The following is a 24,230-nucleotide window of genomic DNA, read 5'->3' as shown; positions in this document are numbered from 1 at the left end:
AATGAACCTCCTTCCGTGAGGTAGACGCAACGAACCCCTCATTTTCATAACCTGAACAACATAAGTCAGGTTATGAAAATGAGGGGTTCGCCGTTTTTAGATGAAACCCTAGACAGGGGAGCCTAGATGAGAAGAGCTACTCGCCGTCGGTCACGCGGTTCACGACGCGGGTGCTACGGTTACCCTTCACCTCTTCGGGGAGCAGGACCGGCATGGAACCGGTCGGGGTGTAGGTTGCCGCGCGTGCCGCCGCGGTAGCGTGGGTGTCCTCAAACTCGGGGACAACCTCGGAGCTGGGTGCACGGTACAGGTGGCTGTTAGCCCACCACGCAAAGAGCAGGACCACAACCGCCAGGGCGGTGGAGACGAACAGCCACGGGCTGACCTGACCCTCGTAGTAGAGCTTGAAGAACGCGCCGCCCATGAAACCACCGGCGATGGGGCCGCAAATCGGCACCCAGGCGTAGAACCAGCGCGAGGAGCCCTTATCGTGGATGGGCAGTAGCGCGTGCATGAGGCGCGGACCGAAGTCACGGGCGGGGTTCAGGGCGTAGCCGGTCTGACCGCCCAGGCCGATGACGAGCACGGCAACCATGAAGCCGAAGGCGAGGGGCTTGAGCACGTCGTTGAGGTTGAGTGAAAGCTCCACACCGCCGCTGATGGACGGCTTGAAGTTCACGCCGGTGTACAGCGCCGAGAAGACCAGCATGAACGTGCCAATCATTTCGGAGAGGGCGTTGGTGAAGTAGTTGTGAATGGCGGGGACGGTACCGAAGATGCCGAGCTTAATCTTCTTGTCGGCGGTTGCCTTCCAGTGGGGCAGGTAGTTGAGGTAGACCAGTCCGGCACCGACCATTGCGCCGAGGACCTGGGCGATGATGTAGCCGGGGACCTTCTCCCAGGGGAATTCGCCGTAGGCTGCCAGACCGATGGACACGGCGGGGTTGAGGTGGCCGCCGGAGTAGGCGTGGGAGGCGTAGACGCCGAAGGTGACGGCGAAGCCCCAGCCGAAGGCGATGGTGAAGAAGTTGTCGCCGTGGCCTTTGGATCGGCGAAGTTCGACGTTGGCGATGACGCCGCAGCCGATGGTGCACATGATGAGCGTGCCGAGGAATTCGGCGAGGTAGGGGCTGATGGTGTACACGGGGTGTCCTTCAGGTAGTGAACTGCGGGTGGTGAACCGGGGTTCGACCGGGTGTGCAGTGCCGAGCGTGAGGGAGATGTGGTTTTGTGTGGGTTATGTCGCCCGAGTGGCGTGTTTAACCTTTGGCATCTATGGAACCTTGAATACCCCTGGAAGACAATACTTTTGTGTTATTTCACCCTTAGACATAAGCGGTTTTTCGGGTTTTTCGTTTAAAAATAAATGTGGTGGATGAGGGGAAAAACAGGCATAGTCCACACCTTGGACTCATTCCATAAACCCATACTTAAATCCACAGTTCAACCGACCGTTAAATCCATGGCTCAACCAACACTTGAATCCCCACCTTCACTACCCGCCATCAGCACAAAAATGCCCGGGCACCGCATGAGGTACCCGGGCATTCTCTGTGGTTTCTACAGGGCTCTTATGAGCCGTTTTGGGGTGGAATCTACACCGCTACTTGGCGCTCGCCCAGTCGAGAATCGCCTCGAAGAAGCGCTCGCATTCGCTCAGCTGCTCCAGCTCAATCCATTCGTTCGGGGTGTGCGCCTGCGCAATGTCGCCGGGGCCGCAGATGATGCTCTGCACGCCGGCGCGCTGGAACTGGCCCGCTTCGGTGCCGTAGGTTACCTTTTGCGGTGCGTCGTTGGTGCCGAGCCACTCGTGGGCGAGGCGCACGATGGGTGCGTCGTCTTCGGTATCCAAACCCGGCACGGCGGCGAGCAGTTCATGCTTCACACCCACGCGGGAGGTGAGGCTACCGGGCTCCGCGCCGGTCAGCTTTTCGGCGCGTGCGGCGCGCGCCTGCAGATCGGGCAGAATCACCTCGGAAAGCTCACGGTCAATGCGCTCGACGAAGGACTCGGTGGTCACCTGCGGCAGGGTGCGCACATCGTACTCCACGACCGCCTGCTCGGCGACGATGTTGTACTGCAGGCCGCCGTTTGCCAGGTTCACGCTACCGGTGGAGTGGGGAATGATGAAAGATTCGTCGTAGGGGCCTTCTTCTTCCCACTGGTCCGCCATGTCGGTGAAGAAGGTGATGAATTCGCCGGCTGCGGCAACCGCGTTCACGCCGTGGGTGGCGAGGGAGCCGTGCTTGGGCACGCCGGTGAAGGTGACGCGGCCGCGGTGCGCGCCCTTGTGCGCGTCAATAATGCGCATGCTGGAGGGCTCACCAACAATCGCGTAGTCGGGTGCGAGGTTGCGCGCCACGAACTCCTCAATGAGGGAGGGTGCACCGATGCAACCGATTTCCTCGTCGTAGGAGAACGCGAAGTGCAGGGGAGTGCGCAACTTCGCCTCAGCAACGCGCGGCAACAGCCAGAGCGCGACGGCGATGAAGCCCTTCATGTCGCACACGCCGCGGCCGTAGGCGCGGGTACCCTCCACGCGCAAGGTGAAGGGGTCGGTGTCCCAGTCCTGACCGGCGACGGGAACGACGTCCGTGTGGCCGGAGAGGATGAGGCCGCCGCGGGTGGTGCCGTCCGCTGCGGGGACGGTGATGAAGAGGTTGGCGCGGGTGCCGTCCTCGTTGTAGGTGCGCACACCGCTGTAGCCGTAACGGGCGAACTCGGCTTCGATGAGCTCAATGAGTTCGAGGTTGGAGGTTCCGGAGATGGTGGGAATTGCGATGAGCTTTTCGAGCCAGGGGAGGGATGCGGGCTGGGTGGTCTGAGCCGTCATAACTATTCCTTCTGCGCTGTGTTGGATGCGCTGTAATGCTGTGCGCTGTCATGTGCCGCGTGCGCTGTTATGTTCAGGGTACGCCGCGGGGCGGCATTCGTCGCCTCATGGTCGTCGAATACCGCCCCGTGACCCCTGCGCGGGGTTAGATGCTGTAGTTGTTCACGTTGGAGTGGTCGCCCAGTGCGTGGAAGTTGCGCGAGTGGTAGACCAGCGGGGTGCCTTCGCAGTCGTTGCGGATGAACTCTTCAACCTGCGCGGTGAAGACGAGTGCGGGGCCTGCCTCAACGCGGCTGAGCGGGGTTGCGCGCAGTACGCGGCGCACGCCGTGGACGAGGGGCTCGCCGGTGTGGACGAATTCCCAGGTGCTGGGGTCGTCGAAGCGGGGGTAGTCGTGGGTTGCGAAGTTCTTCGCGAGGGTGACATTCTCAGCGTCGAGCATGTGCACGAGGAAGGAGGATGCAGCCGCGATCTTTGCTGCGGAGCCGCTGTTTGCCTTGAGGGAGAAGGCGATGATGGGCGGTTCTGCGGCGACGGAGGTCAGCGAGGAGGCGGTGAAGCCTGCGGGGTCGCCGTTTTCGTCGGTGGCGGTGATGATGGCGACGCCGGCGGGCTGGTGGCCGAAGGCGAGCTTGAACTGCTCGGTGGTGTCGGCGAGGGGTGCCGGTGCTGCAATGGTTTCGGTCATGATCGACCCTTTCTTCTGCGGCTGCGTTTGAGGGTTCGTCCCGATGTGTATGCGTTGGACGACCCTTTGTTAAGGGGAGATATGTTTCAGGGTAAAGCTAAAGGGTGGTGAACACCTTATTTATTGCCCTATGTTTCTTAGGTGAACCTTTCGTGACATTGAGCGTGAAATATTACGTCATAATCTTCGTCTTTTGGGAGCTTCGAAGATGCACTCCGCCGATTGTCCCGCTTCGGGGTCTGAGTAGCGGGTTGCGGGTGCTGTCCCTCTCTCTTCTGCGGGGTTTCGCCGGGCTAAAGAAGCCTCTGGGGTATCCTTGCTTGGTACGCGAAAGCGCGCCGCGCCCCGTATTTGAGGGGTTTTTCGGTGCGTGAACTGTGGGGAGAAGAGGGTTAATGAGCTGGTTGGCAACTATTCCGCTGCTACTTTTTGCGGTCGTGTTGGCTTTTGGCCCCGGCTATGCAATGGGCTGGGCGCTGCGTGTTCCCGCACGTCTGCGCGTCTTCCTCTCTCCGCTCCTGTCCTTTGCCCTGATTGCCGTCTCGGCAATTGTGCTGGGTAAGACCGGCATTGCGTGGAACCTGATTTCCTTCGTAGTGGTCGCGGTCGTGTTGGTGGCTGCGGCTGCTGGTCTCATGTGGCTGGTGGGTCGCCGCTGGCCTGCTCTGGCGTCTGCCTCGTGGCCGGGTAATGATGTTCCTGTGGCGTGGCCGGTGGTGGGTGCTGTTTTAGGCGGATTCCTGGTGCTGCACATGACCGAGGACATGGTCTACGGGCCTGAGGCGTTCTCGCAGAGCCTGGATAACTCATTCCATATGAATGCAATCCGCTGGATTCAGGAGCATGGTGACGCGTCGAGCCTGACCCTGGGTGCGGTATCTGCGGCAGACCAGCAACCGGCATTTTACCCGGCGGGTTGGCATGATTTTGTGTCCCTGATTTATAGCACTACGGGTACGAGCATTGCGACTGCCACCATCGTGACCGTGTTACTGGCTGCCAGCATTTTGTGGCCCTGCTCGCTGGTGGCGCTAAGCCTGAGCATCCCGAAGCTTCGCCCCCTCCAGGCGCTTGCCATCCCTGCAATAATTGGTGGTTTTGCCGCCTTCCCCGGTCTGTTGTTGCGCTGGGGTGTGCTCTTCCCGAATCTGCTGGGTTACGCTCTGGTGCCATCATTTGTGGCACTCATGGTATGCCTGGTGCAGGTGATGGTGCGCGGCGAGTACGCAGCTCTGCTTTCCCTGTGTCTTGCCGCCCTGGTGGGTGTCGCGGGTCTAGCGCTTGTGCATCCGAACGCGGTGGTGTCTGCTGTGGTCTTTGCTCTGCCGCTGGTGCTGGCCGGGGTGGCGTGGGTAGTGCGCTCACGCGAGCTGACCTCTCGCCAGAAGTGGGTGGGATCCGCTCTACTCGGGCTGGTAATTCTTGGGTGTGTGGGTGCCTGGTGGTTCCTGCGTCCTGGCGCATCTGCCAGCAACACGTGGGAGCCTATGCTCACCGAAGGTGAGGCGCTCTACCAGTTCCTCTTCTTGGGTCTGGAGAACGCCAATCAGTTGAGAGATACGTTCAATCCCTCGTATCTGGCCGGTTTCCTGGCCCTGTGGGGCGCGGGGTACCTGCTGTACAAGCACCGCAACCTGTGGCTGATTGCCAGCTGGGTGCTGATTGGTTACCTATGGATTGTGTCCGCCTCGGTGCCGCGCGGTGAGTTCCGCTTGTTGATGGTTGCTCCCTGGTACACGGATCATTTCCGCTTGGCGGCGCTGGTGGTATTCCCCTCGGTGATTCTGGCGGGTATCGGCCTGGGCGGCTTTGTCGAGGGCCTACTCACCTGGGTGGTGCGTCGGGTTCCGCGCGCAGCGCGCCTGAAGGTGGCGACGGCCGGTATAGGCGTTGCCACGGTGCTGGTGCTCGCGGTTGCGGGCCTATCCTCGCGTGTACCCTCGGTACAGGAGACAACTCTGGCGGTATCGCAGGAATACCGAGTGACCCCGACCTCTGTGGTTCTGAATCAGGATGAGATGAACGTTATTAATGAAATCCCGAAGATTGTGCCGAAGGGCGATGTGATCGTGAACAACCCCTGGGACGGTAGCGCCTATATTTACGCGCTGGCAGATCGTCACCTGACGGGATACCACTTCGAGTTTGAGACTTCACCCAAGTACTCGGCGATTATGCACAACCTCAAGGACGCTCGTACAAATCCGGAGGTGTGCCGCGAAGTGAACAAGTACAAGGCCCACTGGTACGTTCACCTGGAGAACCAGTTGAACTTCGGCCCAGACGCACAGAAAAACTACGACGGCCTCGTAGCTGCTATCGACACGGACGTGCTGACCCCGGTGTACTCCTCGGGGCCGATGACTCTGTATCGCATTAGCGCTTGCGATAATAACTAGTATCTGGCACTTTTGGGCTGCCTGAAGTATTGCGGGGGTGGCGTGGAGACTAGGCCACCCCCGCGGTGCTACTTCGAGCGTCGTTAAGAGAGTACTGATAAGATGTAAAACCGGTATGCCTTTGTGCGCATACTAACTTCCGTATGCCATACACACAAGAGATAGCACCGCATGGAATCAGAGACTTTTACGCAGACCCCTCGGCCCCTCATCATTATGCCCGCGTGGAATGAAGAGGAAGTTATTGGGGGCACAATTGAAGAACTTTTCCGCATGATGCCTGAGGTCGACCTGGTAGTCGTCAATGACGGGTCCACCGACCGCACCTCTGAGATTGCGCGCGCTACCGGCGCTTTCGTGATTGATCTTCCCTACAACATGGGTATCGGTGGCGCTTTGCGCACCGGTTACAAGTATGCTCGCCAAGCCGGATATGATTGCGCGATTCAGGTTGATGCTGATGGCCAGCATGACCCGAAGGGTATCCGCACTGTGCTTGCTGGCCTGGAGGATGTCAACATCTCGATCGGTTCCCGCTTTGCTGAGGCGACGAACTATAAGGTGTCTGGTCCGCGTAAGTGGGCGATGGTGGTTCTGGCCCGTATGTTTACGATGATTTCAGGCGAGAAGTTCACCGACGCCACCTCCGGCTTCCGTGCGGCAGACCGCAAGGCGATTGAGCAGTATTGCGAGCATCTACCTGCTGAGTATCTGGGTGACTGTATTGATGCCTGCGTGATGGCGATTCGTTCTGGCTTGACTGTTAAGCAGGTGCCGGTTGAGATGCGTGAGCGTCAGGGTGGTACTCCTTCTTCGAGCCCGTGGAAGTCTGCGGTGTACCTGGTTCGTTCTTTCTTCTCGTTTGGCATGTCGATGACTCGCCAGAAAACGAATGTGGGGTCTAAGTAAATGAGTGCAAATATTTTCTTCCTTCTCATCGTGGTGGTGATGGAGGTTCTCGTTCTGGCGCAGGTACGCAACCAGAAGATGAAGGAAAAGTACGCCGCACTGTGGCTTATCGTTGGCGTCATCATGATTGTGCTAGCGCTTTTCCCGAAGCTTTTGGATGCCCTCTCGCGTCTGGTGGGTATTGAGACCCCGGTCAACCTGCTGTTCCTACTGGCGATTATTATGCTGATGGGTATTAGCTTGCACTTGACCCTGGCTATCTCGAAGATTACGGATGATATGCGTACCCTCGCTGAAGAAGTTGCGATTATGAAGGCTCTTCAGCGTCAGCCGCAGGGCGCTTCCCGCGCCACAGAGCGAGAGCAGAAGAAGCCCTAAAGCCCCTGATTTTTATACGTTTCTACACGTTTGAGCTTGGAGTAATACCTCATGACCGTTGATATTCTGTTCCCCTACTACGGCGACGTTGCCATGATGAAGCAGGCTGTGCTGTCTGTGGTCGGTCAGACCAACCCGGACTGGCGCATGATTGTTATCGATGACGGCTACCCGGACGACTCGATTCCCGGCTGGTTCGAGTCGCTCAAGGATGAGCGCATCACCTACATGCGTAACGAGAAGAACTTGGGCGCGAACGGTAATTACCGCAAGTGCTTGACCTTCGTAGAGAATGACCTGGTCACCGTCATGGGTGCTGATGATGTCATGCTCCCCAACTATGTGCAGTGGCTGGTGGATTCGGCGGCGAAGCACCCTGAGGCATCCATTTTCCAGCCCGGCGTGGTCGTGATTGATGAGAACAACGGCCTGTCGAACACTCTGGTGGAGCAGACTAAGGCGTTCTACCGTCCCAAGGGTGAGGCTGTTCTGCAGGGTGAGGAGCTGGCTACCTCCCTGCTGCGCGGCGCGTGGTTCTACTTCCCGTCCCTGGGTTGGCGTAAAGACGCTATCGTGGGCACCGGCTTCCGTGAGGGCCTGAACGTTGTGCAGGATATGGCGCTGATTCTGGACATTACGATGCGTGGCGGCTCCCTGTACTACGATCCGCAGGTTGCGTTCATGTACCGTCGTCACGGTGGTTCTGACTCGTCCTGGCGTGCCCTGGAGGGTACCCGCTTTGATGAGGAGCGCCGCTACATGAACACCATTGCTGATGAGATGACTGCCCTGGGTTGGACGAAGGCTGCCCGCGTGGCCCGTATCCGTTTCTCCTCGCGTGCTCACGCGCTGACTCTGCTGCCGAAGGCGGCCCTGGCGAAGAAGTGGCAGGGTGTTAAGAACCTTGCCGAGCATGTGGTGAAGTAAACCTATATTTGTGTGCGGTGCGTCGTACATCCTGCGGTGGATGTGCGGCGCATCTGCGTATGTAATGATGGTTTGTGTTGACGGCTATATTGGCGGCTAGGAATGAGGAGGACGCGGTGAGCGAGTCGGTACAGCACCCCGATAAGAGCGGGGTGGAGGAACACCCCTCTCGGGAGGCCCAGTCTTCGGGTACGGTCACCCGCTACCAGTCCCTGGCGCTTTTGGGTTCGTCCCTGTTGGCGGCGGTCTCCACGCTGTTGGTGACCATGATTGCTCAGCGTGCCCTGAACGGTTCGGAGCTGACGGAGTTCCTGCTGTTCTGGGCGGCGCTTTTCACTGTGACGGGTATTATCACGGGTATTCAGCCGGAGATTACGCGCGCGGTGGGTACGGCACGCACCCGTGCTGTAGCTGACAGGGCTTTAGCTAACAGGGCTGCATCCGGCGGGGCTGCATCTGCTGAGGGTTCCGCGCCGCAGGGCGCCCGCGTGGTTACGGTGACCGCGGCTCTGGGTGCTATCGCTGGTGCGCTGGTGTTGGTGAGCTCCCCTCTGTGGGCGGGCCAGCAGATTCCGCATTCGGCGGCGGTGGGCGTGACCGTTATGGCGGTGGGCGTGTTCCTCTACGCCCTGCAGGCGACTATGAGCGGTGTGACCGCCGGTGAGGACCGCTGGTACCTTTTTGCGGCGGTGGGCGGTCTGGAATCTGCCGGGCGCCTCATCCTCATGCTTGCGTCTGCGCTCATGATTCCTTCCCTTGCCGGCCTTGAGGTGGCAACCGTCGTGCCGATGGGTCTGTGGCTCATCCTGGCGTTCGTGACCGTTTCGGGTCGCCGCCTGTGGGTTGCCCGCGCCGATGTGCCCGCGCGCCGCCTGAGCTTAAATATCCTCTGGTCGTTCCTGTCCTCTGCCGCCGCGGCGGTGCTGATGATGGGCTTCCCGAACGTGCTGAAAGCGAGCGGCGCCGCGGCGAGCGAACCGATTGTGCTGGGCACCCTGATCCTGGCGATTTCCATTACCCGTTCGCCAATCATGATTCCCCTGCAGGCGTTCCAGGGTGTGGCGGTTTCTGCCTTCTTGAAGCAGCGCCACCGCCCCGTAGCGGCGTTCATTAAGCCTGCCGCCGCAGTGGTGGCTGTGGGTGCTGTGGGCGCGTTGGCGGCGTACCTGGTGGGTCCGCTGCTGTTCCGCCTGATTTACCCGCCTGCCGCAGGTGCAGAGTCCGCGTACGAGGCGGCAGCCTCCGGCATCACCCTGGGTGCGCTGGTCTTCGCCTCGGCACTGCTGGCGCTCATGACCCTCTCGGGCAATATGGCGCTCGCGGTGAACCAGCACCGTATCTACCTTGCCGGTTGGGTGGTTGCCGCGGCGGTGACGCTGAGCCTGGCGTTCTTGATTCCCGCGCCGCTGGTGCCGCGCGCTATTGTGGCGCTGGCGGTCGGCCCGGTCTGCGGCTTTGTGGTACATATGCTGGGTGTATCTGTCACCGCCCCCAAGGGATAATCCTGCATTAAGAATGCCCCTCGGCTGATATCCAGCGGAGGGGCATTCTCTGCGTAGCGGCTAGGTTGCAGACTGGACTGTAGGCTTCTTACCCGAAACCAAAGGGTTACGGCCGAGAGCCATGGCCCGCTTCTCAACAAAGGTCCAAGAAAGCCATGCTAGGCCGAAGGTGATGATGGCGTCGAGGATGATATTAACTGAGATTCCGAGGGAAACGCTTCCCAGGAGTACAAGAATCTGTTGTACCGGCCAGGCGTAGATATACACGCCGTAAGAGATATCGTTGGTTTGCCCCAGAGGAACGTTAAGACAGGTGCCCAGGGCAATAATTCCGAAGGCCAAAACAATCTGAGTCCACTGCATAATGTTGGCGTGAGGAACGAGCCAGGTGAAGTAGAACCCGGCGAGAGTACAAATTGTAGCCAGGAGCGGAGTGATTACCGGACGGAGCGTGATACGGCGGCTCACGAGGTAGAGTAGAGCCCCGGCAAAAAAGAAGGGGTAGAGGCGTGCTGAAGCCTTGAGGTTTCTAGGGTCGAGGCCCAGCGCCCAGGTCATCCAATCGTAGCCAAGTACCTGAATGAGTACGTAGTAGCTGAGGCTCACAAGGTAAGCAAGAGGAATAAAAACCTTTAGATGCTGGCGAACGAACGGAAGGTAGAAGATGGGGAGAAGTAAAAGGTAGCAGAAGAACTCGTATTCTAGCGTCCATGCTGAACCGTTCCATGAAGGGGAGGTAAACGGCACGTCGGCCGGTCCGTTAAAGAGTCCGTACTGCAATTGGGAGAGATCCCAGTTGTTGCGGAAGTATAAGATGGCGTTGGGGATGTCCCAACCCATGGGGGCGTGGCCTGTGAGGACGGAGAGCGTTCCACCAATGAAAATTACAAAAAGGATGGAGACCCAGTAACCGGGGAAAATACGCAAGATACGCTTCACCAGATATGATCCCGCGGAACTCCGGTAGGCGCTGTGCGCAATTAAAAATCCCGAGATGGCGAAGAAAGCATTGACTGCAAAATCGCCAAAGACATAGAACTCTTTCCACAGGGGGTTTTCATCAACCTTTACACCCGCCACAATGTAGGGCGTGTGGGAGAAAATCACAAAGGTCGCGAGGACTAGGCGAATGAAGTTGAGAGAATTTGGCCGCTCAAAAACGGCGGAATAGAGGGACGGATACTCCGGTGCTGTATGTGCCATAAGTTTCTAGGGGATATGTGGATGAATATGCAATGTGAGTGCAGCGTTGGGTTAGCGCAGAGATAAAACCGAGAGTGAGAATCCCCGTGCTTTGTTCCAGCAGATATATGACTAACGCTTAACGTCAAAGTGTCTGGGATTAGAGGTTGTAAACCCGTTTAATGTAAGCGCCGTAGAGCCTGCGGTAGAGCGCCGGGCTGACCTTGAGGAGCAGGCCCGCAGCGCCAAAGACGGGGCGGCGGCGCAGGGCGAGGAGCGTATCGCCGAAGCTGAAACCGGCACGGCAACCCGCCAGCACAGCCGGTGCGCTCTCACCGCCCACAATCAGCGCCTGCTGCGCGTTATTCAGGTACGCAATAACCCGGGCAATCGTCAGTGCCTCCTGACCGGCAGGCAGATGATACGTACTCGTACGCTGCAGAGACTTCTCAAAATACTCAAGCAGACGACGAGTTTCAGACAGGGGAGTAATACGGCTCCAGGTCAGGCTTCCCGCGCTCACCGCGTACGCGTACAGCGGCTCGTCAATGACGGTCACGCTCTGCGCTCGCAGGTAGCAGTCCAACAGCGCGCACTCATCTTCAGCGCGTTCAATCTGCGGGTATCGAACACCTTCAAATAGTTCACGGCGAATAATCTTATCCCAAGCGTAAGGAGACAGCTCATCCTTAAGCAGGGCGAACGCCGCCTCCTGACCGGTCAGCGTGCCGGGGGCGCCCTTCAGGCGCTGCGTAGTCGAACCGTCGGTCGCCACCATGTTGTGGGCGCAATTGACCACCTGCGCCCCCGTACGCTCCGCGTGGTAGTGCAGGCGCTCCAGGAAAGTCGGGTAGAGAGCATCATCAGAATCGGGGAACGTCACCCACTCGCCACGCGCCTCGTCCAGGCCTTGGTTACGCATCGCGGACAGACCCTGATTCTTGGGGTTATTGAACACGCGCACGCGCTCATCCGGGTTCTGCTGCAGGTACTCGGCAATCAGTTGCACTGAATTGTCCGGGGAGCCGTCAATCATGACCAGCAGCTCAAAGTCGGGGTCGGTCTGCGCCAGCACCGACTTAATCGCCGCAATGACGGTGGAAGCGGTGTTGTAGACCGGCATAATGATGCTCGTGCGAGGGATGGCAGACATAGGTGGGAACCTTTGAGAACGGGGCTGATAAGAGCGGGACTGATGAGAACGTTGAGGGGTTACATGCCGTAGGCGCGGCGAACGTACGCGCCGTACAGGGTGCGGTACAGGGCGGGGGAGAGCTTCAACAGCAGGCTCGCCGCACCCACCACCGGACTAGAACGCAGTGCCGGCACAACCCAACCCCACTCGATTTGGCGGCGACACTCGCGGATTACCGCATCTGAGTCGGCGCTATCGCTCATGAGCGCCTGCTGCGCATTATTCAGGTAGGTCACCGCAGAAGAAATCGCCATTGCCTGCTGACCCTCCTTCGAGGAGAGCAGCGGTGCGCCCGCCTGGCGCATGTAGCGGGTGTGGCGGATGCTTTCCTCCACCGGGGTCACGCGGCCCCAGGTCAGGCCCTCAGAGCCCATGTGGTACAGGTACAGGCAATCCGGGATAACCTCAAGCTTCTGCGCCTGCATGAGACACTCAAAGACCGCGAGGGCATCCTCGGCGCGGTGAATATCGGTCGCGAAACGTACCGAAGAGAAGAGCGAAGCGCGGAAAATTTTATCGTGCACAAACCCCGTAAAACGGTTCAGCAGATAGTTGATGGCAATATCGCGACCCGTGTACGTACCGGGCGCATCCTGCGGGCGGTCCATCGTGGAGCCGTCGGCGCGGGCAATGGTGTGACCGCAGGTTGCCACATCCGCGCCGTTACGTGCCGCCGCGGCGTGCAGACGCTCCAGGAATTCGGGGCGGTACGTGTCATCAGAATCGATGAACGTAATCCACTCGCCGCGCGCCTCATCCAGACCCTGGTTACGTGCCGCAGACACGCCGGCGTTCTGCTCATTGTCGAACAGGCGGATGCGGGGATCGGGGGTGTTCTGCAGGAACTCGCGAATCACCTTCGAGGAATGGTCCGGGGAGCCGTCAACCACTACCAGCAGCTCAAAGTCGGGGTCGGTCTGTGCCATAACGGACTCCATCGCGGCGACGACAGTGTCAGCCGTGTTGTAGACCGGCATGATAATGCTGGTGCGGGGTGACGGCATAGTACCTCTTCGAAATGCGGCGGATGGAACTACATACAGGTACATCATACGGTGGGGGTGGTGGGTAATCGAAATATGTTCCACCACCCCCACGATATATGACGGACCTACTGGTGGGGAGGAATATGCGTAGTATTGTGGGGCTTGCGAGTATGGTCGGTGTTAGCCCAAGCCATCCACAAACCCCAGAGGGCTATCGCGAGACCAGCCCACACACTTGCCTGCTCCTGCGTAAGGATTCCGTATGTCTGCAGGACGGCAGTGGTAGCTGGAATAACCGCGTACAGCTGCTTACGCCATCCTGGACGGTGTCTAAGCATGGCGCTTTGACTTTGCGAGCTTCTCGATATCTTCAATACGCTTAGCAATGAGAATCACCTGATGATCGAACCATTCCACAACGGTTCGAGTGTTGACAGTAGCGTTGCCAAATTTAGCAACCGCAAGATTACCTTCTCGAACAAAAGGCTCGTTGTACACATCGGTTAGGGCTCGATGCGCTGCGCGGTAGGCGGATGCTTCAGAAATAGGTGCCATGATAATCTCCTTGGCGGTTGGGCGGCTATGATGGCCGCGGTTTAACAGAAAACCCCGCCAGGATAAACCCGACGGGGTGAACTACAGCAGTGAAATAACAGCTTCATGCGGTAGTTTTATCTGCCCGGGAAAATGGTGTAATCCTATTGGATTGGTTACCTATGTTCACAGGCAGAAGCTTAATAGTGGACGATATTAGTCCTGGCTATGAAGTAGCAGGGCTAAGACCTTCATGCCTTCTAGCCCTTCCCACGTAGCAGAGCAAGAACGACAAGATGCCCTTTCAGCGGTGTAATACAGTGCAGATTGGCGTATTGATGTTGAGCCATCGCAGCTTGTTTTCATGACTTCCTGCTCCCCGCAGTTAGGACAAAATCCCTGCAAATCATGACTGGGATGGCGTAACGCGACGATGGCCCGAATCCAACTGGTCGTCGTTGCCAACGCCTCATCATGAAGCTCCTGATGTAGGTGATTGCGAATCCACGCAGAAACCTGATTTTTCAGCGGTGCACCTGGGAATGAGCGCATTACAACGGAACGAATAGACTCTTGAATTTCTAATGCATTAGCAGAAATAGGTATGCGACATCCAAAGCGGCTGGCGCTGGATGCTCCTCCGGTACGTGAACCACCGGCGACATAATCTGCCAACTCGTCCAATAATGCCTGGTGGCGTGGAATACGGAACTTTGTGCGATGTAGACATTGACGGTCTGCATCCTTCACTGGCGTGCCCACAGTTAGAGCGATTAGATGCTGCTGCAGTTGCTCGCCAGACGAAATGGTAGCCATATGATGTAGCCTCTCTGCTAAATGAGTGAATTATTGATATCCGCTACAGTGCGGAAGGTGCGTGAACCATAGTGTTGGCTCTACAAAGAGTTGCCCTGCTTCTGCTTCTTGGCAGCGAAGTTGAAGCACGGGACAGACGCTTTCTCCGTGCGTGTAGGAATGATGCTAAACCAGCATCATGAACGGCCCATTCATCCTGTCCGTTCTTCTTGCCGATTGGAGCTTCAGTATCCTGGTGCGCATTCTGTCGCTTCAGTTGCCGGTAGTGCTTGCGGCATAAGGGATGCCCGGCATGTTGAGAATCCTCATCTATTGGCTTCTCGCAACGCGTGCAATGAGAAAGCGGAAGAAAAAGAACCGGATTTGCTCGCGAAGGGTAAATTCGCTGCTTTGAAGTTCGTCGAGCTCTAGGATTGACAGGAAGATAGACCCGCGGTGAATCAAGAGGAACGGTACCTTCTGGCGCGTGGATACATGCACGGCAGATGGAATAGATGGGATTCCACTGATTCTCTATTACGAGCGGTTGCCCGTAGTTCTCCGGGCGTACACTACTTGCCGGTAGAGAGAGACCTGCCGTACGCCAACACCGAGGGCATATTGAATGCCCCTGCATTAGATAGGGACTATCGTGCGTCTGTATAGCACGGCGCCGCGCCTGGCAGGTGCGGCAGTCCTCTCTATAGGAACTGGTTGGCTCCCTGCATCCTGCGCAGGGACGGGGTAGGTGTTTCATGGTTTCTCCTGAATACTATGCCTAGTCAAAAGAGTAAACAGATACTTTTCAATGTTCTAAATCGCCCTTTAATATTTAGGTTAGGGGGGGGGGTGTACTTGAAGGTAGATGAGGCTATTTAATTCGTAAATCAACTTATATTGGTTTATTTATCGATAAATATTCATTAGGTGAAATTTTGTGATTTATTGAATGCGTTATATTTAAAGTTTTATGGGTGTTTGGGGCAGGGTCTAGAGACCCTCCCCCAAACACCCTGATGGTTATCTCTTTGGTTTCAGTAGATAAATCTAACTAGAGCGCACGCACAGCTTTTTCTGCATCATCGAGACGCTGCTGAAGGTACAACATGGAGTTGTCGAACCAGTGGATTACGCCGCGCAGGCCGACAGTGGCATTGCCATAGCGAGCCTTAGCGAGGTCGCCCTGGCGAACAAAAGGCTCATTAAAAATTGCATTCATCGCATTCTTGGCAGCACGATAGATAACCTCTTCTTCGTTCACTTCTGCAGGGGGACGATAAATCGTGATTGCAGGAGAACCGTTATACACCCAAATCGTGTCGTGCGGATTGATGGAAATGCCATTGTGGCCAGCGTTGCAATGGATAATCGTGTCGTGGTCATCATAGAAAATGCCGGTGTGACCAGCTGCGCCGTTGGTGTATCCACGGCGACCCCAAATAAACACGTCGCCACGTCGTGCCGGGTAATTACCCGATGCATCCGGTCGAACCTGAGTCCAGCCGTTACTCTCCAAATCGTGGAAAAGCGTTTCGGTATTACCGATGGCAATATTCTGCGGGAGTAGGCCAGCATCTCGCAGTGCAAAGTAAACCGCAGATGAGCAGTCATACGAATTCGGGCCAGTTCGATAATTCATCGAATAGGTCACCTTGCCCTTACGCTGCTCCATCCATGCAATCGCCTGATCAATCTTGGCCATAATAAAATCCTTTCGGAAAGGCAGTAGCCCCGCACTATGAACCTCCCGGGAAGTCCATAGTTCGGGGCTACCGCAAATGAATTGGACACTAAAAACGCCGACCAGCTTTATCTTGGTCGGCGTGACTGCTCGGTAGGCACACTCCTGCCGAGGTGATATTCACTTTACGTGGGTTGGAGTGCGAAAGTCCTGTCGCGCATTTTTGAAATTACAAATTTCTTTATCGCTTATGAACTGACTGGGGTTGGAGCTGGAGGTGTCCGTCCGCTATTACTACTTCAAACCTTGGGAACTTAGGTAACCCTATGGAAAATGGGTGGGGTGCTCCCTACACTGGAAGGGCACATTGACAAACCGCACGGGCCGCCTACACCGCGGCCCCGCCCCTCCCAACGGGTACACCACCGAAGGAGCCACCCATGAGCCGACGCACCGACGCGCCCGCCCGATCACCACGACGAGCCGCCCTCGCCAGCTGGATAGGCTCCGCCCTCGAATACTACGACTTCGCCGTCTACGGCACCGCCGCCGCAATCGTGCTCAACCGCATCTTCTTCCCCGAAGACACCGCCGCCATTGGCATCCTCAAGTCTATGGTGGTTGTGGGTGTCGCCTACGTGGTGCGTCCCTTCGGCGCCATGATTGTTGGGCCCCTCGGTGACCGTTACGGCCGCCGCTTCGTCCTGATGCTCACGCTCTTCCTGATGGGCTTTGCAACCTTCGCGATTGGCTGCCTGCCGACCTACAGTGAGGCGGGTATCCTCGCTCCCACCCTGCTGGTCATCTGCCGCATGATTCAGGGCCTCTCCGCCGCCGGTGAGCAGGCAAGCTCCATCTCCATCTCCCTGGAGCACGCCAACGAGCATCAGCGCGCCTTCACGACCAGCTGGACCCTGCAGGGCACCCAGTTCGGCTCGCTGCTGGCGACCGCCGTGTTCATTCCCTTCGCCGCCCTGCCGGATGAGCACCTGCTCACCTGGGGTTGGCGCGTGCCCTTCTGGCTCTCCGCATTTGTGGTGATTACCGCCTGGCTGATTCGCCGTACTCTCTCCGAGCCGCCCGCTTACCTGCAGCGTGAGAAGCTCACCGAGTCCCCGCTCATGCTGGTCTTCAAGCACCACAAGCGCGCCGTACTCACCATTGCCGTGTGCGCCATGGTCAACACCGTGAACATGGTCTTCACGACCTTCGCGCTTTCCTTCGCCACGAAGGGTTACGGTCTTGACCGCAGCACCATGCTGCTGGTGCCGGTCGCCTCGAACACCCTCGGCCTGATTGCGATTCCACTCGCCGCCATGCTTGCCGATAAGATTGGCCGCAAGCCCGTGTTCATTACCGGTGCGGTGGCTTCCTCCCTGGTGATGTTCCCGTACCTCGGCGCGATTGCCGAGGGCAACTGGGTGGGTATCTTCGCCTACGGCGTGCTCATGCACGGTGCGCTGTACTCCATGGCGAACGGCGTGTGGCCCGCCTTCTACGCGGAGATGTTCCCGACCCGCGTTCGCGTGACCGGTCTTGCGCTGGGCACCCAGATTGGCTTCGCAATTTCTGGAGGCGTCGCCCCCGCCGTAGCGACCAGCCTCGCCGGTGCCGACCTGCATAACGCGGTGCTGCCCGCCGTGTTCACGGTTGCCATGTGTGTGCTCGTGGCGTTGGGTGCGCTGACGGCTCGTGAAGGGTACAAGAAGTCCCTGGCTGAGCTGGATGCATAACCCGAACAATATATTCTGTATATAGAATAAATACAGGTGGGGCTGGATAGCTAGCTATCCAGCCCCACCTGCGTGTTTAAGCTTCTAAACCCCCTGCTGCGCCGCAATCAGCGCCTCAAAATGAGCTGCCATGCGCTCTGCATTTGGTTCTAACTCGGTGAAGAGGCGGAAGGCATCCACCGCCTGACCGACCGCCATGTAGCCGCCCGTTAGCACCTCGCACCCGGCGGCACGCGCTACCTGTACCAGCTGTGTTTCCTGCGGCAGGTAGATGACGTCCGCAACCCACAGGCCCTCGCGCAGCACCCCGGCATCCAGTGCCGAATCGCTCAACGGCATACCCGGATGCACGTGCATGCCCACCGGGGTCGCATTCACCAAACCCTGAGCCTCCAGTAGAGCTTCAATGAGGCGCGTATCGTCGGTCAGCACCTCGATTCGGGTCTGCGGGAAGAGCCCGCCCAGCTGCTCCGCCAGCCCCTGCGCTTTCGCCGCGTCACGCTCGAAGAGACTCAGCCGGTGCACCCCCAGACGGCACAGCGCGTACGCCGTGGCGCTACCGGCACCACCGGCACCCAACTGCACCACGTGCTCCAGGCGCGCCGGATCCTCCGCCACCTGCGGCAGACCGCGCTTCAGCCCCGCGATGAATCCCGAATAGTCCGTGTTGTCGCCGTAGAAGGTGCCGTCCTCGCGAATCACCACGCAATTGACCGCGCCCAGGGCGCGCGCCGCATCCGAGAGCTCGTGCAGGTGCTCCATGACGGACTGCTTGCACGGGTGCGTGATGTTGAAAGCGTTAAAACCGAGTAGTGCCGCCGCATCCAGGAGCGCCGGTGCGGAGGCGCCGTCAAGGTTCAGGGCGTCCAGGTCGACGGGGCGGTACAGGTAGCGCACCCCGTGCGCATCCGCCTCTGCCTCGTGCATGGGAGGGGTTAGGGAGGAGGTGATGCCGTCACCAATGAGACCCACCAGGAAGGATTCAGTACGCAAACTCATAGTTTCACTGTACGTGTCCGCCTCGTAAGATGCACCTACTTTCTTGAACCCGTACCAAATGCGCGCTGGAGTTGGGAAGAAGATAAAAATAATTTCTATGCCCACAAGAGCGATATGTCTGACAGAAACACCTCGAAGGTATAAGCTTGGTATAAGTGCTCGCGCGCCACGGCGCGCACATGAGACCACACAGACACCGTCACAGTGAAGTGATACCGATATTCGGAGGATAGATTGTCAATGACTGACAAGGCTATGGCACACTTCGCTGGCGCCGATGCATGGGTCGAGCAGTATTTCCTGAACAGCCCCGAAGATGAGCGTGAAGAGTTCACCCCGGCAGAGTTAGAGGATTTGGCTCGCACCCACCGTGCGCTGGCTCAAATCCGCCTGCCCAAGACCCCTGTCGTTGCTGCGCGCAACGACGAGTACAACACCACCCTGTACGTCGCGACTGACGACATGCCGCACATTGTCAGCTCCCTGACCGCATGCCTCGCCGCGCACTTCGGTGGTTTCGTCACGATTCTTCACCCCACCTTCCTCGCCGAACGCGGCCCGGATGGTAACCTTCTGAGCCTGCGTGGCACCGGCATGCGCGGCAACCTTGCCAGCGGCGATACCGCCACTCTTGGCGTGCCCTCCCTCAAGCTCAGCGATAACGCCCCCGAAGGCACCACGGTCGCTATTGAGTCCTGGATTGCGGTCCGCCTGACCCGCTACCTCACTGAGGAAGATCAGCGCCGCTGCGAGAAGGAAGTTGAGCGCGTGCTCGCTGACGTTCGCGCCTGCCACACCGACCTGGACGCCATGGTCACCCGCGTTTTCGACCTGGCGCAGTCCATGTACGACCTGCGTGGCGCAACCCTGGGCCACGGCGAGGAATCCTACGCCGCCAACCCGCGCGGCGTGGAGCCCGCCTCCCGCGTGGAGGTGGCACAGGACTTCCTGCGCTGGCTCACTCGCGGTAACTTCGTGTTCATGGGCGTGAAGGAGCGCGTACTGGACGGCTCCTCCGGCGCTATTTCTCTGGTGGACCGCCCCGGTTCGGCGCTCGGTATTCTGCGCACCACGGAGGGTAAGAGCCGCATCCCGCTCTCGGGTGAGACCCTGGAGCGCGCTCTGTTCCCGCGCCCGCTGTACATCACGAAGGCGAACTCCCGCTCCACCGTCGCACGCAACGACTACCTGGACTACGTTGGTGTGCGCCGCTTCGACCTGAATGGCCGCGTGATTGGCGAGTACGTCATCCTGGGTCTGTTTACCCGCCAGGCGTATGCGCTGCCCGCTATTGAGACTCCGCTGGTGCGTGAGCGTATTGCGATGGTGCGCCGCCGCCTCGGCTACCACCCCGGTTCTTACTCTGACAAGGCGCTTCTGGGTGCCTTGGAGGATTACCCCCGCCTGGAACTGCTGCACGCTTCCGCTAATGATCTGACCGATACTTTCGGCGGCATCATGGGTCTGGAGGAGCGTCGCAAGACCCGCCTGTTCCTGCGCGCTGACCGGTTCAACCGGTTTATTTCCGCCGTGGTGTACCTGCCTCGGGATCGCTACAACACGAACGTGTGCTCCCGCATCCAGCAGGTGTTCCAACAGGAATTTGATCTTAGTGCCATCGACCATGAGGTGTACCTGTCTTCCTCATCGTTGGCGCGTCTATTTTTCCGCATTCGGCTCACGAACCCCAACGATGTGCCGAAGACGGATCATCAAGCTCTCGAAAAGCGACTGCAAGAAGCCGCCCGCTCCTGGGTGGAAGCAACCGCAGCTGCTATTGAGGCATGGAAACCCGGAGCGGCAGGCCGCCGACTCGCATCAGCCTGGGCAGATGCGACTAGTGCAGCCTACCGAGCCGATTACACAGTAGAACAAGCAATCGAGGATATCGTGATTCTTGAATCTCTCTCGGGCCAGAAGCCCGCCGCAATCAAGGTTGAAGCCGGCGAAGCCAACACCACCCGACTGAAGACCTACCTGTCCGCACCTCACACCCTCACCGAGCTTCTGCCGGTTATGCAGAATATGGGCCTGGTCGTTGTTGATCAGAAGCCCTACGAGTTCAAGCCTGAGGATGGCGAAGACTACGGCTACCTCTACGACTTCGGAGTTGAATTCCCCGAGGGCGTGGACGCAAACGCTGTGGCTTCCCTGTACGAGGATGCTCTGAACGCCTACCTGCTCGGTGAGCGCGAGTCCGATACCCTGGACCGCCTGATCCTGGCTGAGGGCCTGACCTGGCAGGAAGTACGTCTGTTCCGTGCCCTGAACCACTACCTGATTCAGCTGGGCCTGGGCTACACCCCGTCCTTCATGTCGAACACCCTGCTCGCTAACCCGGCCATCACCAAGCACCTGGTCGAGTTCTTCGAGGTCAGCTTCGACCCGAACAACGGTCTCAACGATGAGCAGCGCAATGCACGCCGTGACGAAATCGAAGCAGCCCTGGTTGAGGAACTGAACCAGATCCCCACCCTGGACGCTGACCGCTACCTGCGCTCCCTCGGCAAGGTTATCCGCGCTATCCTGCGCACCAACGCATACCTTGCTGACCGCCCCGCACTCGCGTTCAAGGTGGCACCGCAGGAGATTGACTTCGCACCCCTGCCCCGCCCCAAGTTCGAGATCTTCGTCTACTCCCCGCGCGTTGAGGGTGTTCACCTGCGCTTCGGTAGTGTCGCACGTGGTGGCCTGCGCTGGTCGGATCGTCGTGACGACTTCCGCACCGAGGTGCTCGGCCTGGTCAAGGCCCAGATGGTGAAGAACGCCGTCATTATCCCCACCGGCGCGAAGGGTGGCTTCTACCCCAAGCAGCTGCCCGACCCCGCAGTGGATCGTGACGCATGGATCACCGAGGGCCGCGAGTCCTACAAGGTCTTCATCGGCTCCCTGCTGGACGTCACCGACAACCTTGCGGTTGGCACCGACGGCTCCGAGACCGTTGTCCGTCCCGAGGGCGTTGTAGCACGCGACGCTGACGACTACTACCTGGTGGTTGCAGCGGATAAGGGCACCGCAGCATTCTCCGACACCGCAAACGCAATCAGCCTGGAGCGCGGCTTCTGGCTGGGCGACGCCTTCGCATCCGGCGGCTCCGTCGGTTACGACCACAAGGCTATGGGCATCACCGCACGCGGTGCATGGGAGTCCGTCAAGCGTCACTTCGCTGAGCTCGGCCACGACGCTCAGACCGAAGAGTTCACCGCAGTCGGCATCGGCGACATGTCCGGTGACGTGTTCGGTAACGGTCTGCTCCGCTCCAAGGCAACCCGCCTGGTCGCAGCATTCGACCACCGCGACATCTTCCTGGACCCGAACCCGAACGCGGCAGTGTCCTTCGACGAGCGTCAGCGCCTGTACAACCTGCCCCGTTCCTCCTGGCAGGACTACAACCGCGACCTGATTTCCGCCGGTGGTGGCGTGTACTCTCGCGGTCTGAAGTCCATCGAGATCACCCCCGAGGTGCGCGAGGTTCTGGGCCTGGATGAGTCCGTCACCGAGCTGGCACCGACCGAGCTGATTTCCGCAATCCTCAAGGCACCGGTCGACCTGATCTACAACGGCGGTATCGGTACCTACGTGAAGGCATCCACCGAGACCAACGCACAGGTTGGCGACAAGGCTAACGACGCACTGCGCGTCAACGGCAAGGACCTGCGCGCCAAGATTGTTGGCGAGGGCGGTAACCTCGGCTTCACCCAGCTGGGTCGTATTGAGGCTGCGCTCAACGGCGTTATCCTCAACACCGACGCAATCGACAACTCCGCAGGTGTGGAAACCAGTGACCGTGAGGTCAACATCAAGATTCTGGTGGACCGCCTCGTGGCACGCGGCGAACTGCCCGTTGAAGAGCGTGCTTCCTTCATCGAGTCCCTGCAGGACGAGGTCGGCGGCAAGGTCCTCGAGACCAACGTTGAGCAGAACGTTCTGTTGCAGGGTGAGTTCCACGGCTCCTTCCTGGGCACCAACCTGTACAAGCGCCTCATGCACGACCTGGAAGAGCACGCCGGCCTGAACCGCGCCGTCGAGTTCCTGCCCACCGACGAGGAGCTGGACGAGCGTCTGGAGACCACCGGCGACCGCCTGACCCGCCCCGAGCTGTCCGTCCTGGCTGCGTACGTGAAGATTTACCTCACCCACGCACTGGAGCAGACCGACTTCGCGGACGACCCCTACCTGGAAGGCGTTCTGCGCAGCTACTTCCCGGCAGCACTGGTCGAGCGTTTCGGTCAGCACCTGGACTCGCACCCGCTGCGTAAGGAAATCATCTGCACCCGCGTCGCTAACGAGCTGGTCAACATCGGCGGTATCACCTTCGCATACCGCGTGATGGAGGAGTTCAACGTCGGTATCGATTCCGTCGCACGCGCCTTCATCGTCGCTCGCGAGCTCTTCGAGCTGGGCACCGCATCTAAGCTGCACCGCGAACTGCCCCCGAAGACCCCGCTGGATGCATGGTTCACCGTTCTGCGCGACAACCAGCGCGTTCTGGATCGTGCTGTCCGCTGGTTCATCACCGAGCGTGGCGTGGTTGCTGGCACCAGTATCTCTGAGCTGCTGGAGACCTTCGGTTCCGTCGTCGAGATGCGCCATAACCTGCCCGAGTACCTCTCCGGTACCTCCCGCGAGCGTGTTCGTGCAAAGCGCGACGCAGGCGAGGCATGGGGCCTGCCCGAGGAACTCATCGTCATCTGGATCCGCGGTTTCGAGGGCTACGCCCTGCTGGACGTCATCCGTTCGGCACGCGACCACGACTTCGAGGCAACCTCGCTGGCACCGGTCTACTTCGCAACCTACGACCGCTTCAAGGTGGACGAGCTGCTCGGCCTCATCTCCGACCTGCCCCGCAGCGACCGCTGGGAGATCCTGGCACGTCAGGCACTGCGCGGCAGCCTCTACGAGACCGCTGCAGGTCTGGCACTGTCTGTGGCAGAGGGCGCGAAGGGTGACTTCTCCACCGTGGACGGTGCGCAGAAGGCACTGGCTACCTGGATTGAAGAGCACCCGACCCGCGTGGGTAACATCGACCGCATCCTGAAGGAGATTGGCGAGGCCGCTCTGGACGTCACGGGTCACCCGCGCCTGGCTGTAGTGTCCGTGGCACTGCGTACTCTCTCGAGTGCATCCTAAATAGCTAAGGCCCGTTAGGGTCGCTTAGAGCATCCCGGTTCCCTCCCGGTGGGAGGGGCCGGGATGCTTTTGCGCAGGGATACATGGTGCGTGCACAGGTAGTGCGGGGGATCCTTGGTTGGGTGAACCTTGTGCCGGTGTGCCAGCGCGTCAGCACCTAGCGTGGAGCACCCAAATCAAGGTTGTTGCACCCCGCGTATATTGCATAGAATATTGCTCTCACTAGGTATTTTGCATTCTTGTGTGATGCACATTATGTGGGTGTGTCCTAAATCCCTCCAAATATCAAGTAGAGGGTTAAGGAAACCAAAGGTTTTAGTTGATATATGCCGTATATTGATTCACGGCGGCATCAGCGC

17 protein-coding genes are annotated in these 24,230 nt (G+C 58.9%); 7 read left to right on the top strand and 10 right to left on the bottom strand.

The window, feature by feature from the left end; all coding sequences use genetic code 11:
* Positions 1-136: 136 nt before the first annotated feature.
* From QZ822_RS02875 to QZ822_RS02865, 3 genes are all read right to left on the bottom strand, one after another.
* The gene (locus tag QZ822_RS02875; RefSeq protein WP_294642443.1) at positions 137-1,144 is read right to left on the bottom strand and encodes an MIP/aquaporin family protein; all 1,008 of its coding nucleotides are present in this window, start codon (positions 1,142-1,144) and stop codon (positions 137-139) included.
* A 459-nt stretch (positions 1,145-1,603) separates the two neighbouring features.
* Entirely contained in the window at positions 1,604-2,833 is a 1,230-nt protein-coding gene (gene argE, locus QZ822_RS02870; RefSeq protein WP_294642440.1) for an acetylornithine deacetylase, read from the bottom strand.
* Between the two features lie 145 nt (positions 2,834-2,978).
* On the bottom strand, positions 2,979-3,521 hold the full coding sequence (locus tag QZ822_RS02865; protein ID WP_049354111.1) for a flavin reductase family protein: 543 nt from the start codon (positions 3,519-3,521) through the stop codon (positions 2,979-2,981).
* Between the two features lie 395 nt (positions 3,522-3,916).
* Here QZ822_RS02865 and QZ822_RS02860 point away from each other — a divergent pair, with 395 nt between their 5' ends.
* The 5 genes from QZ822_RS02860 (at position 3,917) to QZ822_RS02840 (ending at position 9,636) form a co-directional block, all read left to right on the top strand.
* Entirely contained in the window at positions 3,917-5,920 is a 2,004-nt protein-coding gene (locus tag QZ822_RS02860) for a DUF6541 family protein (RefSeq protein ID WP_294642438.1), read from the top strand.
* 171 nt (positions 5,921-6,091) lie between these two features.
* A complete protein-coding gene (locus QZ822_RS02855; protein ID WP_005507977.1) occupies positions 6,092-6,829 on the top strand; it encodes a glycosyltransferase family 2 protein in 738 nt (245 codons plus the stop codon).
* A complete protein-coding gene (locus QZ822_RS02850) occupies positions 6,830-7,207 on the top strand; it encodes a DUF2304 domain-containing protein (RefSeq protein ID WP_005507976.1) in 378 nt (125 codons plus the stop codon).
* 51 nt (positions 7,208-7,258) lie between these two features.
* On the top strand, positions 7,259-8,134 hold the full coding sequence (locus tag QZ822_RS02845; protein ID WP_254756840.1) for a glycosyltransferase family 2 protein: 876 nt from the start codon (positions 7,259-7,261) through the stop codon (positions 8,132-8,134).
* A 116-nt stretch (positions 8,135-8,250) separates the two neighbouring features.
* The gene (locus QZ822_RS02840; RefSeq protein ID WP_294642434.1) at positions 8,251-9,636 is read left to right on the top strand and encodes a hypothetical protein; all 1,386 of its coding nucleotides are present in this window, start codon (positions 8,251-8,253) and stop codon (positions 9,634-9,636) included.
* A gap of 60 nt (positions 9,637-9,696) precedes the next feature.
* Here the strand turns inward: QZ822_RS02840 and QZ822_RS02835 are convergent, their stop codons facing one another.
* The 6 genes from QZ822_RS02835 to QZ822_RS02810 all read right to left on the bottom strand — a co-directional run bounded on the left by QZ822_RS02835 (position 9,697) and on the right by QZ822_RS02810 (position 16,030).
* Positions 9,697-10,839 carry an acyltransferase gene (locus tag QZ822_RS02835; protein ID WP_294642431.1) on the bottom strand — a complete coding sequence of 381 codons (1,143 nt, stop codon included), beginning with the start codon at positions 10,837-10,839 and terminating at the stop codon, positions 9,697-9,699.
* A gap of 139 nt (positions 10,840-10,978) precedes the next feature.
* Positions 10,979-11,971, bottom strand: coding sequence for a glycosyltransferase family 2 protein (locus QZ822_RS02830; RefSeq protein ID WP_294642429.1), 993 nt, complete (start codon positions 11,969-11,971; stop codon positions 10,979-10,981).
* A gap of 59 nt (positions 11,972-12,030) precedes the next feature.
* Complete coding sequence (locus tag QZ822_RS02825; RefSeq protein WP_294642427.1) at positions 12,031-13,017, bottom strand: glycosyltransferase family 2 protein; 987 nt, start codon at positions 13,015-13,017, stop codon at positions 12,031-12,033.
* Positions 13,018-13,329: 312 nt separating this feature from the next.
* Entirely contained in the window at positions 13,330-13,554 is a 225-nt protein-coding gene (locus QZ822_RS02820; RefSeq protein WP_005507970.1) for a hypothetical protein, read from the bottom strand.
* 195 nt (positions 13,555-13,749) lie between these two features.
* A complete protein-coding gene (locus tag QZ822_RS02815; RefSeq protein ID WP_145988392.1) occupies positions 13,750-14,349 on the bottom strand; it encodes a hypothetical protein in 600 nt (199 codons plus the stop codon).
* A gap of 1,030 nt (positions 14,350-15,379) precedes the next feature.
* On the bottom strand, positions 15,380-16,030 hold the full coding sequence (locus tag QZ822_RS02810; RefSeq protein WP_294603054.1) for a peptidoglycan amidohydrolase family protein: 651 nt from the start codon (positions 16,028-16,030) through the stop codon (positions 15,380-15,382).
* 419 nt (positions 16,031-16,449) lie between these two features.
* Here QZ822_RS02810 and QZ822_RS02805 point away from each other — a divergent pair, with 419 nt between their 5' ends.
* Positions 16,450-17,742 (top strand): MFS transporter, encoded by a 1,293-nt coding sequence (locus QZ822_RS02805; protein WP_294642425.1) that lies wholly within the window; start codon positions 16,450-16,452, stop codon positions 17,740-17,742.
* Positions 17,743-17,826: 84 nt separating this feature from the next.
* Here QZ822_RS02805 and QZ822_RS02800 read toward each other — a convergent pair whose 3' ends face one another.
* On the bottom strand, positions 17,827-18,741 hold the full coding sequence (locus QZ822_RS02800) for a shikimate dehydrogenase (RefSeq protein WP_044149988.1): 915 nt from the start codon (positions 18,739-18,741) through the stop codon (positions 17,827-17,829).
* A gap of 240 nt (positions 18,742-18,981) precedes the next feature.
* On the opposite strand from QZ822_RS02800, the gene QZ822_RS02795 reads away from it, so the two are divergent.
* The gene (locus QZ822_RS02795; protein WP_294642422.1) at positions 18,982-23,871 is read left to right on the top strand and encodes an NAD-glutamate dehydrogenase; all 4,890 of its coding nucleotides are present in this window, start codon (positions 18,982-18,984) and stop codon (positions 23,869-23,871) included.
* The last annotated feature ends 359 nt before the right edge of the window (positions 23,872-24,230 follow it).

It is taken from the genome of uncultured Rothia sp., from assembly GCF_916715725.1.
GTDB lineage: Bacteria > Actinomycetota > Actinomycetes > Actinomycetales > Micrococcaceae > Rothia.
The sequence above is the reverse complement of the archived record's forward strand: the minus strand, read 5'-3'. Positions and strand labels throughout refer to the sequence as shown.

Bases quoted from the DNA above. Each gene is read 5' to 3' on its own strand.
- argE (WP_294642440.1), bottom strand. From the start codon at position 2,833: ATGACGGCTCAGACCACCCAGCCCGCATCCCTCCCCTGGCTCGAAAAG.
- QZ822_RS02865 (WP_049354111.1), bottom strand. From the start codon at position 3,521: ATGACCGAAACCATTGCAGCACCGGCACCCCTCGCCGACACCACCGAG.
- QZ822_RS02860 (WP_294642438.1), top strand. From the start codon at position 3,917: ATGAGCTGGTTGGCAACTATTCCGCTGCTACTTTTTGCGGTCGTGTTG.
- QZ822_RS02855 (WP_005507977.1), top strand. From the start codon at position 6,092: ATGGAATCAGAGACTTTTACGCAGACCCCTCGGCCCCTCATCATTATG.
- QZ822_RS02850 (WP_005507976.1), top strand. From the start codon at position 6,830: ATGAGTGCAAATATTTTCTTCCTTCTCATCGTGGTGGTGATGGAGGTT.
- QZ822_RS02845 (WP_254756840.1), top strand. From the start codon at position 7,259: ATGACCGTTGATATTCTGTTCCCCTACTACGGCGACGTTGCCATGATG.
- QZ822_RS02835 (WP_294642431.1), bottom strand. From the start codon at position 10,839: ATGGCACATACAGCACCGGAGTATCCGTCCCTCTATTCCGCCGTTTTT.
- QZ822_RS02830 (WP_294642429.1), bottom strand. From the start codon at position 11,971: ATGTCTGCCATCCCTCGCACGAGCATCATTATGCCGGTCTACAACACC.
- QZ822_RS02825 (WP_294642427.1), bottom strand. From the start codon at position 13,017: ATGCCGTCACCCCGCACCAGCATTATCATGCCGGTCTACAACACGGCT.
- QZ822_RS02820 (WP_005507970.1), bottom strand. From the start codon at position 13,554: ATGGCACCTATTTCTGAAGCATCCGCCTACCGCGCAGCGCATCGAGCC.
- QZ822_RS02815 (WP_145988392.1), bottom strand. From the start codon at position 14,349: ATGGCTACCATTTCGTCTGGCGAGCAACTGCAGCAGCATCTAATCGCT.
- QZ822_RS02810 (WP_294603054.1), bottom strand. From the start codon at position 16,030: ATGGCCAAGATTGATCAGGCGATTGCATGGATGGAGCAGCGTAAGGGC.
- QZ822_RS02805 (WP_294642425.1), top strand. From the start codon at position 16,450: ATGAGCCGACGCACCGACGCGCCCGCCCGATCACCACGACGAGCCGCC.
- QZ822_RS02800 (WP_044149988.1), bottom strand. From the start codon at position 18,741: ATGAGTTTGCGTACTGAATCCTTCCTGGTGGGTCTCATTGGTGACGGC.
- QZ822_RS02795 (WP_294642422.1), top strand. From the start codon at position 18,982: ATGACTGACAAGGCTATGGCACACTTCGCTGGCGCCGATGCATGGGTC.